The sequence below is a fragment of the Halorhodospira abdelmalekii genome (assembly GCF_016583625.1).
GTDB classification, from domain to species: Bacteria; Pseudomonadota; Gammaproteobacteria; order Nitrococcales; family Halorhodospiraceae; genus Halorhodospira; species Halorhodospira abdelmalekii.
In genome coordinates this window covers 1-12,227 of the sequence record NZ_NRRN01000035.1, presented here as the reverse complement: position 1 = coordinate 12,227, position 12,227 = coordinate 1, and the positions used below count along the sequence as shown (strand labels likewise).

11 protein-coding genes are annotated in these 12,227 nt (G+C 62.2%); 10 read left to right on the top strand and 1 reads right to left on the bottom strand.

The window, feature by feature from the left end:
- Positions 1-98 precede the first annotated feature (98 nt).
- Positions 99-1,595: a bifunctional GNAT family N-acetyltransferase/carbon-nitrogen hydrolase family protein gene (locus tag CKO15_RS09335; protein WP_242464693.1), complete on the top strand. Its 1,497-nt coding sequence runs from the start codon at positions 99-101 to the stop codon at positions 1,593-1,595.
- A 126-nt stretch (positions 1,596-1,721) separates the two neighbouring features.
- The gene (locus tag CKO15_RS09330; protein WP_200195400.1) at positions 1,722-2,813 is read left to right on the top strand and encodes a YheT family hydrolase; all 1,092 of its coding nucleotides are present in this window, start codon (positions 1,722-1,724) and stop codon (positions 2,811-2,813) included.
- A gap of 48 nt (positions 2,814-2,861) precedes the next feature.
- On the opposite strand, the gene CKO15_RS09325 is transcribed toward CKO15_RS09330, so the two are convergent.
- Positions 2,862-3,551, bottom strand: coding sequence for a hypothetical protein (locus CKO15_RS09325; protein WP_200195398.1), 690 nt, complete (start codon positions 3,549-3,551; stop codon positions 2,862-2,864).
- Between the two features lie 350 nt (positions 3,552-3,901).
- Between CKO15_RS09325 and CKO15_RS09320 the strand changes: the two genes are divergently transcribed.
- The 8 genes from CKO15_RS09320 to CKO15_RS09285 all read left to right on the top strand — a co-directional run bounded on the left by CKO15_RS09320 (position 3,902) and on the right by CKO15_RS09285 (position 12,178).
- Positions 3,902-6,913: an AAA family ATPase gene (locus CKO15_RS09320; protein WP_200195396.1), complete on the top strand. Its 3,012-nt coding sequence runs from the start codon at positions 3,902-3,904 to the stop codon at positions 6,911-6,913.
- Between the two features lie 197 nt (positions 6,914-7,110).
- The gene (gene dsrA / locus CKO15_RS09315; protein WP_200195394.1) at positions 7,111-8,376 is read left to right on the top strand and encodes a dissimilatory-type sulfite reductase subunit alpha; all 1,266 of its coding nucleotides are present in this window, start codon (positions 7,111-7,113) and stop codon (positions 8,374-8,376) included.
- Between the two features lie 17 nt (positions 8,377-8,393).
- Entirely contained in the window at positions 8,394-9,482 is a 1,089-nt protein-coding gene (dsrB, locus tag CKO15_RS09310; protein WP_200195392.1) for a dissimilatory-type sulfite reductase subunit beta, read from the top strand.
- 36 nt (positions 9,483-9,518) lie between these two features.
- Positions 9,519-9,878: a sulfurtransferase complex subunit TusD gene (gene tusD / locus CKO15_RS09305; RefSeq protein WP_200195390.1), complete on the top strand. Its 360-nt coding sequence runs from the start codon at positions 9,519-9,521 to the stop codon at positions 9,876-9,878.
- 167 nt (positions 9,879-10,045) lie between these two features.
- Complete coding sequence (tusC, locus tag CKO15_RS09300; RefSeq protein WP_200195430.1) at positions 10,046-10,390, top strand: sulfurtransferase complex subunit TusC; 345 nt, start codon at positions 10,046-10,048, stop codon at positions 10,388-10,390.
- 68 nt (positions 10,391-10,458) lie between these two features.
- Positions 10,459-10,770 (top strand): sulfurtransferase complex subunit TusB, encoded by a 312-nt coding sequence (gene tusB, locus CKO15_RS09295; RefSeq protein WP_200195388.1) that lies wholly within the window; start codon positions 10,459-10,461, stop codon positions 10,768-10,770.
- 174 nt (positions 10,771-10,944) lie between these two features.
- Complete coding sequence (locus CKO15_RS09290; RefSeq protein ID WP_200195386.1) at positions 10,945-11,277, top strand: TusE/DsrC/DsvC family sulfur relay protein; 333 nt, start codon at positions 10,945-10,947, stop codon at positions 11,275-11,277.
- 31 nt (positions 11,278-11,308) lie between these two features.
- Positions 11,309-12,178, top strand: coding sequence for a respiratory nitrate reductase subunit gamma (locus CKO15_RS09285; protein WP_338036036.1), 870 nt, complete (start codon positions 11,309-11,311; stop codon positions 12,176-12,178).
- The last annotated feature ends 49 nt before the right edge of the window (positions 12,179-12,227 follow it).

Sequence of the window (12,227 nt, the reverse complement as noted above, 5' to 3'; positions counted from 1 at the left end):
CCGACGAGATCGACACCGATCACGACCCTGAACAACGGGATCCCGAGCGCGATTCCGACCGCATCGAGCACGACGAGCACCACCTGCGGCTGCGCAACATGGTGCTCGAAGATTACGACGATGTGGCGCACATTATGGATCAAGTCTATCCGGAGATGGATGGGGCGTGGTCACGCGAGCAGTTCGCTGCCCAGATCAACCGCTTCCCGGAGGGGCAGATCTGCATCGAGGATAATGGCCGCGTCGTTGCCGGGGCCATCACCCTGATCGTCGACTACGGCCGCTTCGGTGATAAGCACACCTATGAGGAGATCACCGGCGGCGGCTTTCTGACCACGCACGATCCTAACGGCGATGTCCTCTACGGCGTCGATATCTTTGTCGATCCGGGCTATCGCTCGATGCGCCTTGGTCGCCGCCTCTACGATGCGCGCAAGGAGCTGTGTCGGCGACTCAATCTGCGCGGCATCGTCGCCGGCGGTCGCATCCCCGGCTACGCCAAGCACGCCGAGCGGGTCACCCCGCAGGAGTACATCGAGCTGGTCAAGCGGCGCGAGATCCACGACCCGATCCTCTCGTTCCAGTTGGCGAACGACTTCCACGTCCGGCGCATCATCACCGACTACCTGCCCTCGGATCGCGACTCGCACGCCTACGCCACCCTGGTGCAGTGGAATAACATCTTCTACGAGCCGAAGGAGCAGCCGCTGATCGCGCGGCGCAAGGCAGTGGTGCGGGTCGGCACGGTGCAGTGGCAGATGCGACCGATGAGCTCGGTCGATGAGTTGATCGATCAGGTCGAGTTCTTTGTCGATGCGCTGGCCGGCTACAACGCCGACTTCGCCCTCTTTCCGGAGTTTTTCAACGGCCCGCTGCTCTCGCTCTTTAACCAGGAGTACCCGGCCGAGGCGATCCGCGGTCTGGCGCAGTATACCGAGGAGATCGTCGATGAGATGACGCGCTTGGCGGTCGCCTACAACATCAACATCATCGCCGGTTCGATGCCGGTCTATCAGGAGCAGACGCTCTATAACGTCTCCTACTTGTGTCGCCGCGACGGCACCACCGATCAGCAGTATAAGCTGCACATCACCCCCGATGAACGCTCCTACTGGGGGGTGCGCGGCGGCAGCGAGCTGAAGGTCTTCGAGACCGACATCGGTAAGATCGGCATCTTAGTCTGCTACGACGTCGAGTTTCCGGAGCTGCCCCGTATCCTCAACCAAAAGGGGGCGCGGATCCTCTTTGTGCCGTACTGGGTCGATACCCAGACCGGCTATCTGCGGGTGCGCCGCTGCGCACAGGCGCGGGCGATCGAGAACGAGTGTTACGTGGCCATCACCGGCTCGGTCGGCAACCTGCCGAAGGTGGAGAATATCGACATCCAGTACTCGCAATCGGCGGTCTTCTCGCCGGCCGACTTCGCCTTCCCGCACGATGCCATCGTCGCCGAGACAACACCGAACACCGAGATGACGCTGATCGTCGATCTCGATCTCGATAAGCTGACGGAGATCCGCAACGAGGGCTCGGTTCGTAACTATAAGGATCGACGCCTCGATCTCTATCGGATTCAGTGGCTCGGTCGGGATTGAGCGACAGGATCGAGATAGAGCGGCGGCAGGGCTTTAACAGGCTGGAGTTCAAGCGGTTGGGTAGCGAATGGTGGACAAAGCGGCGGGTGGCGGGCGAAACGGCGCACGGAGGAGAGTGGTGGGCGCATGGTAAGTGATTTTTCCCCTGCCTGGTGGTTGCCAAGCAGTCACCTGCAGACGATCTTTCCGGCCGTCTGCCGCCGAGCGCCGAAGATTGCCTTTCGTCGTGAACGCCTTGAGCTGCCCGATGGTGACTTCCTCGACCTGATGTGGGGTCCTGCAGGCCGGAACCCGGGCGCCAGTGGCCCTGTCACTTGTGGCCTGGCTGATAGCGGCCCGGCTGATAGCGGCTTAGTCGGCAACGGCTTAGTCGGCAACGGCTTGGCCAGTGGCGGCTCGGCACCCACCGGCTCGGCCGGCGGCGACTTGGTCGTCATCTGCCACGGCCTGGCCGGCAATGAAAGTTCCGGCTTTATCCGCGGCTTGGTCGCCGAATTGAGTCGCCGCGGCATCGGCAGTGTGGTGATGATCGCCCGCGGCGCCAGCCCCGAACCCAACCGTCACCGGCGTTCCTACCACGCCGCCGCGTGGGACGATCTCGATACCGTAATCGAGACATTGCAACGCCGTTACCCGCACCAGCGATTGGCAGCCTGCGGCTTTTCGCTGAGCGGCTCAATCTTGCTCAACTGGCTCGGCGAACGCCAAGACGCCCCGCTCCACCACGCCGTGGCGGTCTCAGTACCCTTCGAGCTGGCACCGTGCGCAACGGCGCTCGAATCGGGGATCGGCTGGATCTATCAGGAGCATCTGCTGCGCAAGCTCAGGCCGCTTGCAATCCGTAAATTCGCCGCTTGCCCGGAGACTGGCCCCGAGGCGGCACCGGTCAGCTGCAAGCGCATCGCAAAGATCCGCTCCCTGCGTGAGTTCGACGACCTGATCACCGCGCCGATCAACGGCTTCGCCGATAGCGCCGACTACTATCGGCGCGCTAGCTGTCGGCAACGCCTTGCCGGAATTACCCAGCCGACAACCATCCTTCACGCCCTCGACGACCCGCTCGTTCCTGAGAGCGCCATCCCGAGCCACAACGAACTCGGCCCCGGCATCACCCTGGAACTGACTCCTAACGGGGGGCACACTGGATTCGTCTGTGGCTCCCTGCCCGGCCATCATCGCTACTGGCTAGATAGACGCATCGCCGATGCGGTCAGTTGATCTTCCACACGCCCTCGTGAACGGTATGAAGCAGAAAACCGGCGCCTATTAGTGGAACATCCGCCGCACCCCGAGCCGCACTGTTCGATCATCGGTCAACATCTCCCCCTCGATGAAACCGGCATAGCGAAAATCGGCGGCATAACCGGTGATCTCCAGCCTTCCGCCGAGTTGATTATCGATATCGGAGTCGTTATTAGTACGTGCTACCGCCATCAAGTCGGTGCGCCAGCGCTCACTGCTCCCAGACATACCGACTTGAACACCGTACTCCAGATAGGAGCGCACACCGTCGAAGACTTCGAAATCTCGTGCCTCACTTGAAGCCGAGGTGTACCCGACTTCAAACTCGTAGACCGCATCTATGGTTGCAGTCACCGGATCGCGAAAAGCCAGCCCCATGCGCATGCGGTGAACAGAGACTCCATCAAGCTCATCGGCATCATACTCCTCGACCCGTTCCATCCGCAGGCGAGCCGCCAACCGCGTAGTGGGGCGCGCCGTCAACCCGATACCAACACCCGCAAAAGAGTCGTCGATGTCTTTCCGATCAAAAGCAACCAGCGCGACATCGAGTGCCAACAGTGCCGTACCGACACCGGGCACCCGTTCCTGCTCGGCTCGCTCGGAGGCTGCCGCTACCGATACGCTACCCAACCCCAACCCCAGCACCAGCGCCAATGCCATTGGCCCGGGGGCAATAGCGACGAACCTACGAACCACCTGCACAACAGCCATCAGCGAATCTCCTTTCTCGAACAGGCTCAACTTGCCTAAGACCCACGGACCCGGCGCCCTGAGCCACCCCGATCTGCTAGAATCGATCCGGATCGGCTCGGATCTACCCAGGCGATCGCCCACGGACCCCGGTCCATTCGGCCACGCCGCGTCGTTGCAGGCAACCGCCTTCTGCACAAAGGGCGTGAATTCGCCGTGAACAGCCACACCGCTTGCGACACAAAGTCGCCTACGGCGGCGCCGGAAAGAGATAGACGGGGGTAGACAGCGGACCAGGCAGCTCTCATCCTGATCCTCAGGCACCAGGACGTAAGAATCGAGCACGGTCAACAGGAGAAGGGGGGAGGAGCGTGCCGAAACTAGAGGTCCGGCTTCTAGGCCAGTTCCGTGCCACGCTCGACGGACGGCGGCTCGACACTGGACTACGCTACACTAAGCTTCGTGTACTGCTCGCCTACCTCGTTCTTGCCGCGCGCCGAGCCGCCCTCACCACCCCGCCCCACACCGACTGGTCATTGCCTGCCTACCAGGCTCAATTGCGCGACCCGTCCGCCCCATGCCCCGCCATCGACCGCAGCACGCTCGCCGAACTGCTCTGGCCCGAGCAGTCGAGCCACAATGCTCGGGTCTCGCTCCGTCAGGCCCTTAGTCGTATCCGCGCCGCCTGCAACGCAATAGCGCCGATGTCGCCTCTCCCCCTCTCCGTCAGCTCGAACCACATCGGCCTAGGCCCCGATATTCAGCTATGCCTCGACACCGACCCGCTCGATTACCTCCATTTTGCCCCCAACGGCAATCTCGACCCCGCCGGCAACAGCATTGATTCTGAACAGGCTCGCATCACCCTCGAAACCTGCTCCAAGACCTTTCTCGACGGCATTGAACTTGCCCCCGATAGCACCATTCAGCAGTGGATCGAAACACAGCGTATCCATTACCGCGTGCGCGCCATCGAATGGGCTATTACCCTTGCTGACGACCTGGGCCTACGCAGAACACATCCGGAAGCCATCGCCATCGCCCGCTACGCCCCCGCACTCGATTACTGGCATGAAGGCGGGCAGCGCTGCTTACTGCGCCGCCTCCTCGCCGCCGGCGAATATACCGAGGCGATCGAGACTTATCAGGCGCTACGCTACAATCTCAGGGAACAGAAACAACGCGAACCGGAACCCGCGACAACGACTCTTGTCAGCCATTTACTCCACAGGAACGGTAGCCACGACAGCACAACAGGGACGTACATTACAGAGTGTCGCCACGTTACCGCCCTCCACGCCCAAGTCTTGCCACATAACGATCCTGAAATACTGCACGAACGCTATCGGACGCTGTGCAACCGCGCGGAGCTCATTGCGGCTCACTACCACGCCTTCGCTTCTCCAGAGCACGAACCCTACGGAATTACGCTGTGGTTCGGCTACCCCACAGCCGAAGAACAGACCCTGATGATGGCGCTACGCGCCGCCCGCAAACTCAGCACTGAAAGCGATGTTCATATCGGCATTGAGTGCGGCATGGTACAGGTATGTCCCCTAGACTCTTGTACCCTTTTCGGCACACCCGCTCTCATTGCCCGTAATCTTGCCGGTTTTGCTGCGTTCACCCGAACAGCGCCCGGTCCCTTTTACGCCCGTTCGGCGGTGCTGCTCGGCAGTGAGAGCGGACAACAACTCGCCGAACTGCCACATGCCCCCTCGCAGCTGATCCCCTTAGCTCTGCAGATCTCGCCAACTTCTCACCCCCAATGCAGCGCTTTACAACCACCCTACAGCTACTGGCTCGATACCACCGCAGGGTGGCCCGAAGGAGGGTACCGCCCCACCCTCTACCCAATCGTCGGACGCGAGCGCGAGTGCGCCGAGCTAGCAGCTTACTGGCGACGCATTCGGGAGGATACGACAAGGGATACGGCAAACGATACGGAGAACGCCCCCCCAGAAAATGGCCTGACAGGCGTAATCGTCACCGGCGAGGCCGGAATCGGCAAATCACGTCTAGTCGCATGGCTGCGCGAGGAGGTATTGGCGGCCGGGGGATGCTGGCGCGAACTGAATTGTGAACCTCCCGAGAGAAATATTGCTTTTCACCCGCTGAGCAGTCTCTTGGTGAAGACCGCTTCGGTCAGCTCAGAACAATCATGGGCGACGGCAAAAAAAGGTTTACGCAACTGGCTAGGCCGACTCGAAACCGACGATCCGCTAGCTATTGAGCTGATCGCCGAGCTGGCAGACATCACCCCACCGCCTGAAGCGGGGGTACACAAACTCAGCGCAACCGAGCGCTGCGAACGCATTAAAAAAATCTTTGTCCAACTTGCCGGTGCACTCGCTCAGCGTAGGCCGACCGTTATCGTGCTTGAAGATACCCAGTGGGCCGACGCCTCGACACTGGCACTTTTCGAAAAGATTCTCGCTAGGGACGCAATGAATTCGAGATCGAGACGGGATCTTAGTTCACGCCCGGAGGACCCTGACCAACCGCCGAAGACAAGCGCAGAGTCCGAAGATAATCGACTACTGGTTCTACTGACTGCACGCCACATCGACGCAGTGCCAAGGCCTCTGCGCAAGCTGCCAATCCTGCAGCTTGGCCCATTGAATAATACTGAAGGGACACAGCTAGCAACAGTCATAGCTGAACAACTCAGTGAAGCGCCTCCCTTACCCGAGAGCGAGGACAAGACCGAGAATAAGAACGAGAAAAAACTGCACCGGGATGTACAATCTCCAGCGCATCGAGCATCCCCACTCGCACCCAAGCTAATCGCCCGCTGCTCTGGCGTGCCACTTTTTATCGAACAACTCACAAAAGGGCAGCAGCGCCATGGTCAGTGTGTTCAGAGCGGGCACGATTATGACAAAGGCAGCAACCTGACCTGCCTACTCTACGACCTTCTCGGTGCCTCTCTACACCAGCACGGCATTGCGCGCCGCACCGCACAACTCGCCGCCGTTCTCGACGAGCGCTTCACCCAGCGCGATTTAATGATCGTAGTCGCAGCCGATCCTCTGCGCCAAAGCAATGCCTATCAAATATATACTGACTGTAGCAACATCATTAAAACCATTAAAAACAGTCAAAATATTGGCAAAGCAGTACTCCGCGGCGATATTCCAGCGGGGCTTCGTGCTGAAGTTCAGAACAGGCTCACCGAACTGCTTGCTGCGGAAGTAGTGATTCAATGCCCTGATCAAGAAGATCAAAAAGACCTGCACTACACTTTCCGTCACCCGCTCATTCGGCAGGTCGCTAGCCTCTTCATACCCGCGGAACTGCGCACTCATCTGCGCCGCGCCCTGACCGCTGAGCGCCTGACAGACTCGTCCCCCGAAAGCCAAGATCGCGACCATAGGGGTTGATCATCGAAGCGCCCCCTATCCCTAAAGGGATAGCCCCCTCTCCCATGCGACCCCGCGAATGGATATTTCCAAGCCCCTTGGCGCGCGCTACTTTGATCCTGAACAAACGGTCGGACCGGCCACAGCCCCCGCCTCGGTGTAAGCGGGCGCTGCCCGACTCCCGGCCCGAGCCCAGCAAGCAAGGGGTGAGCAGCGCGATGGCTAAGAAGCTCTACGATACACCCAAGCTCGATCAGCTCGAGAGCGGCCCGTGGCCGAGCTTTGTCACCGGCCTCAAGCGCCTGGCCGAGACCAAGCCGATGATCGCCGGGGTGCTCGGGCAGTTGGAGCACTCCTACACCGATCGTAAGGGCTACTGGAAGGGCGGCACGGTCGGCATCTTCGGCTACGGCGGCGGCATCATCCCGCGCTTTACCGAGCTCAAAGATGAACACGGCGAACCAAAATTCCCGGAAGCGCAAGAGTTCCACACCATGCGCTTCATCCCGCCGGCCGGCATGCACTACTCCACGCAGACGCTGCGCGATCTGTGCGATATCTGGGAGAAGCACGGCTCGGGGCTGATCGCCCTGCACGGACAGACCGGCGATATCATGCTCCAGGGCATCACCGCCGATGGCGTCCAGGCGTGCTTCGATGAACTCAACGAGTACGGCTTCGATCTTGGCGGCGCCGGGCCGGCGGTCCGCACCGGGATGTCGTGCGTCGGTGCAGCGCGCTGCGAGCACTCCTGCTGCAATGAGCAGAAGATTCACCGCATGCTCATCAACAACTTCCTCGACGACATCCACCGCCCGAGCCTACCGTATAAGTTCAAATTCAAGGTCTCAGGCTGTGCCAACGACTGCATGAACGCCATTGAGCGCTCCGACTTCGCTGTCATCGGCACGTGGCGTGATGCCATTCAGGTCGATCAGCACGAGGTGCATGCCTTCGTCGCGCGCAAAGGGCGGCAGTACACCATCGACAATGTCATCACTCGCTGCCCCTCCGGGGCGCTGAGTCTGACTGACGACGATCAGCTTGAGATCGACAATTCGGCCTGCGTCCGCTGCATGCACTGCATCAACGTCATGACCAAGGCGCTGGCCCCCGGTCAAGATCGCGGCGTCGCGATCCTCGTCGGCGGCAAACGCACCCTGCGCATCGGCGATCTCTTTGGCACGGTCGTCGTCCCCTTTATGCCGCTGCGCACCCACGAAGACTACGAGCGGCTGCTAGAGACGGCGCAAGAGGTCGTCGACTTCTTCGCCGAGAATGCCCTCGAGCACGAACGTGTCGGCGAGATGATCGAGCGCATCGGCCTGCCCGACTTCCTTGAGGCGGTCGGCCTAGAGGTCGACCCGAATATGATCCGCGAGCCGCGTTCGATCTCCTATGTGCGGATGGACGACTGGGATGAGCAGGCGGAGAAGTGGCGGGAACGTCAACGGCAGCGGGCCGCCGAGCACGATGTCAGCTAGCGGAGGAGCAACTGGCCATGGCCGAAGCAGCAACCCCAACCCAGCCCCGGCGACCGATTGAGAGCGGCACCCCGGACCCCTTCCCGCACCTGCATCCGACGCTGCGGCGCAACTTCGGGCAGTGGCAGTACCACGACCGCCCGCGCCCAGGGGTGCTGCACCACGTCGCCCACAGCGGCGAGGAGGTCTGGACGGTGCGCGCCGGCACGCAGCGGCAGATGGATGTCTACACCATTCGCTCGCTGTGCGATATCGCCGATCAGTACGCCGACGGCTATATGCGCTTTACCATCCGCTCCAACGTCGAGATCACCGTCGCGGAGGCGCACAAGGTCGAACCGCTGATCGGCGCCCTGCAGCAGGCCGGTTTCCCGGTCGGCGGCACCGGCCCGTCGGTGACCATGATCTCCCACACCCAAGGGTGGCTGCACTGCGATATCCCGGCGACCGACGCCTCCGGCGTGGTCAAGTCGTTGATGGATGAGCTGCACGAGGAGTTCATTCAGGAGCGCATGCCCAACCGCGTCCACATCACTACCTCGTGCTGTCAGATCAACTGCGGCGGTCAGGGCGATATCGCCATCAACATCCAGCACACCAAGCCGCCGAAGATCCAGCACGATCAAGTGGCGAACGTCTGCGAGCGCCCATCCGTGGTCGCCCGCTGTCCGGTCGCGGCGATCCGCCCGGCGGTGGTCGACGGCAAGCCGTCGCTTGAGGTCGATGAGCGCAAGTGTGTCGCCTGCGGTGCCTGCTTCCCGCCCTGCCCGCCGATGCAGATCAACGACCCGGAGCACTCGAAACTCGCCATCTGGGTCGGCGGCAACCACTCGAACGCCCGCGGCGTGCCGAGTTTCCATAAGATGGTGGTGGCTGGCCTGCCGAACAATCCGCCGCGCTGGCCGGAGGTAGCCGAACACGTTAAAAAGATCCTCTACGCCTATCGCGACCACGCCCGTGACTACGAGCGGGTCGGCGAGTGGATCGAACGGATCGGCTGGGTGCGCTTCTTCGAACTCACCGATCTGCCCTTTACGCGGCACCACATTGAGCACTGGCACGGCTCACGGGCTAAGCTGAACGCCTCTGCGCACTTGCGTTTCTAGCTCGCACCGCGAGCCCGCCCTGGCAGGAGGTCATCGATGCAATTTGCGATCCTGGTCAACGAGAGCCCTTATCAACATCAGGCCGCCGACAGCGCCTACCACTTCGCCAAGGCGGCGATCGCGATGGGGCATCGCGTACCGCGGGTCTTCTTCTACATGGACGGGGTGCATAACGCCAACCGGCTGCAGGAGCCGCAGCAGGACGATCGCAACATCGTACAGCGCTGGTCGCAGCTCGCCGCCGATCACGACGTCGATCTCGTCGTCTGTGTCGCCGCCGCACTGCGCCGCGGCGTCAAAGACGAGATCTTAGCCCCGGGCTTTCGGATCTCGGGCCTCGGACAGCTGGTCGAGATCGGTATCGAGGCCGACCGCCTGGTCACCTTCGGCGACTGATCGAGGGCGTAGGCGTTCGCCCCCGCGCTCCACGCAAGAGCGCGCCAGAGCAGAAGCGAAAACGAGAGCGAGAACAACCACTAGCCGGATGCAGCCCCACACAAGAGGAGAACAGTGCTGTGAACGACGAGTTCGATGAGGATGCAGCGAGCACAATCAAGCGCTTTATGTTCGTCAACCGTAAGGCGCCGCACGGCACCATCTACGCCCTTGAGGCGCTTGAAGTGGTGCTGATCAGCGCCGCCTTCGATCAAGACGTCAGCCTCGCCTTCCTTGATGACGGGGTCTTGCAGCTGCGCAAGGGGCAAGACGCCAAGGCGATCGAGATGAAGAACTTCGCTCCGACCTACCGCGCCCTTGAGGGCTACGACATCGAAAAGCTCTACGTCGAGCGCGAGTCGCTAGAGGCGCGCGGGATGACCGCCGACGATCTGGTGGTGCCGGTCGAGGTCGTCGATCGGGCGCGCATGAGCGCACTGATGTCCGAACAAGACGTCATCATGTCGTTTTGACCGTTTGACCGTAGCGCCGTTTTTCGCGGTGTCGCCTGATTCAGCATCTTCGACAGAGGCTAAAGACCATGCTGCACACCGTTAATAAATCTCCACTGCAGACCCGCGATCTGGACTCGTGCTTGCTGCACCTTGAGGCGCAATCGGCTGAGAGCCGTCTGCTGCTGATCGAAGACGGGGTCTACGGCGCACTGGCCGCCGCACCGAGCGCAACCACACTGAGCGACTTGGCGAACCAGGGGCGTTTGTACGTCCTCGGCCCCGACCTAAGCGCGCGCGGGGTGGCCCCGGAGGCCCTGATCGCCGGCGCTGAGATCGTCGACTACGAAGGCTTCGTTCAGCTGATCGTCGACTACGGCCCCCACCAGGCGTGGGTGTAAGAGATCTGGGCGCGGTGCTGCGGGCAGCAGTCCAGAGGGTGACGATCCAGCGCGGGGCGGGGACGGCACCGCCCCCTGCACGGTAGGCGCCGCACGCGCCACATACACAGCGCACACACCAGAGACACCGGGCAAATCACTACACGCGCAAGCAGCAGAGAGGAGAGAGAAACCATGGCCATTGAGCTTAACGGTCAGACGATACCAACCGATGAAGAGGGCTACATCCAAGACCTGAGCCAGTGGAGCCCTGAGCTCGCCGAGGTGATGGCCCAGGAAGACAGCCAGGAGCTGACCGAGCAGCACTGGGAGGTGATCAACTTCCTGCGCGAGTACTACGACGAGTACCAGATCGCCCCGGCGGTGCGGGTGCTGACCAAGCAGATCGGCAAGCGCCTCGGTCCGGAAAAGGGCAACAGCAAGTACCTCTACGAGCTCTTCCCGTACGGGCCGGCGAAGCAGGCGTGCCGCTACGCCGGGCTGCCGAAACCGACCGGCTGCGTCTAAGGCGCAGCCGCGCGATCCGAGAGGCTGAGCCGTGTTGACCGCGACCTTTGCTGTGCTCTTCTACCTAGCCGGCGCCCTCTTCGTCGCCGGCCTGGTCGCTCGGATCGCGCTCTATGCGCGCACCCCAGCGCCGCTGCGCATCCCGACGACACCGGCACCGACGACCCGCAGCGGCGCAGCAGTGCGCGTCGCCAGTGAGGTGACCCTCTTCTGGAGCCTACTGCGCTCGAATAAGTGGATCTGGCTGCTCGGCTGGCTGATGCACATCGCCCTGCTGCTGGTCGTCCTGCGCCACCTGCGCTACGTCATCGAGCCGGTGCCGCAGTGGCTCCTATTGCTGCAGCCGCTCGGCCTCTACGCCGCCTACGCCTTGGTGATCGCGCTGGCTGGGCTGTGGCTGCGGCGGCTGATCGTCGATCGGCTGCGCCACATCAGCAGCCTCTCCGATCACCTCATGCTGGCGCTGCTCCTTGCCATCGCCCTCAGCGGCCTGGGGATGCAGCACCTGCAGCCGACCGACGTGGTTGCCGTTAAGGCCTTCTTCCTCGGCCTGCTCCGCTTCGATTGGCAGCCGCTGCCGACCGATCCGCTGCTGCTCAGCCATCTGCTGCTGGTCCTCGCGCTGCTGGTGATCTTCCCCTTCAGCAAGCTGCTCCACGCCCCCGGGGTCTTCTTTAGCCCGAGCCGCAACCAGCCCGACGACTCACGGCAGCGCCGCCACATCGCGCCGTGGGCTGCCGCCGTCGAGGGCACTGTCGCTGGACGCACTGCGTCTGCAAGCACGGCCGCTGGAAGCACTGCACCCGGGAGAACTGCGGCTGCAAGCACCGCCGCCGCTGCAAGCACCGCCGCCGGGGGCACTGCCGCTGGGAGCACCGCCGCTGAGAGGAGGCAGTCGTGAGTCAGCAGGCCCCCTTTACCGTCACCGAACCCCCCGCCGACCCCGAGGC

Coding starts and splice junctions, on each gene's coding strand:
- CKO15_RS09335 (WP_242464693.1), top strand. CDS start 99: ATGGTGCTCGAAGATTACGACGATGTGGCGCACATTATGGATCAAGTC.
- CKO15_RS09330 (WP_200195400.1), top strand. CDS start 1,722: ATGGTAAGTGATTTTTCCCCTGCCTGGTGGTTGCCAAGCAGTCACCTG.
- CKO15_RS09325 (WP_200195398.1), bottom strand. CDS start 3,551: ATGGCTGTTGTGCAGGTGGTTCGTAGGTTCGTCGCTATTGCCCCCGGG.
- dsrA (WP_200195394.1), top strand. CDS start 7,111: ATGGCTAAGAAGCTCTACGATACACCCAAGCTCGATCAGCTCGAGAGC.
- dsrB (WP_200195392.1), top strand. CDS start 8,394: ATGGCCGAAGCAGCAACCCCAACCCAGCCCCGGCGACCGATTGAGAGC.
- tusD (WP_200195390.1), top strand. CDS start 9,519: ATGCAATTTGCGATCCTGGTCAACGAGAGCCCTTATCAACATCAGGCC.
- tusC (WP_200195430.1), top strand. CDS start 10,046: ATGTTCGTCAACCGTAAGGCGCCGCACGGCACCATCTACGCCCTTGAG.
- tusB (WP_200195388.1), top strand. CDS start 10,459: ATGCTGCACACCGTTAATAAATCTCCACTGCAGACCCGCGATCTGGAC.
- CKO15_RS09290 (WP_200195386.1), top strand. CDS start 10,945: ATGGCCATTGAGCTTAACGGTCAGACGATACCAACCGATGAAGAGGGC.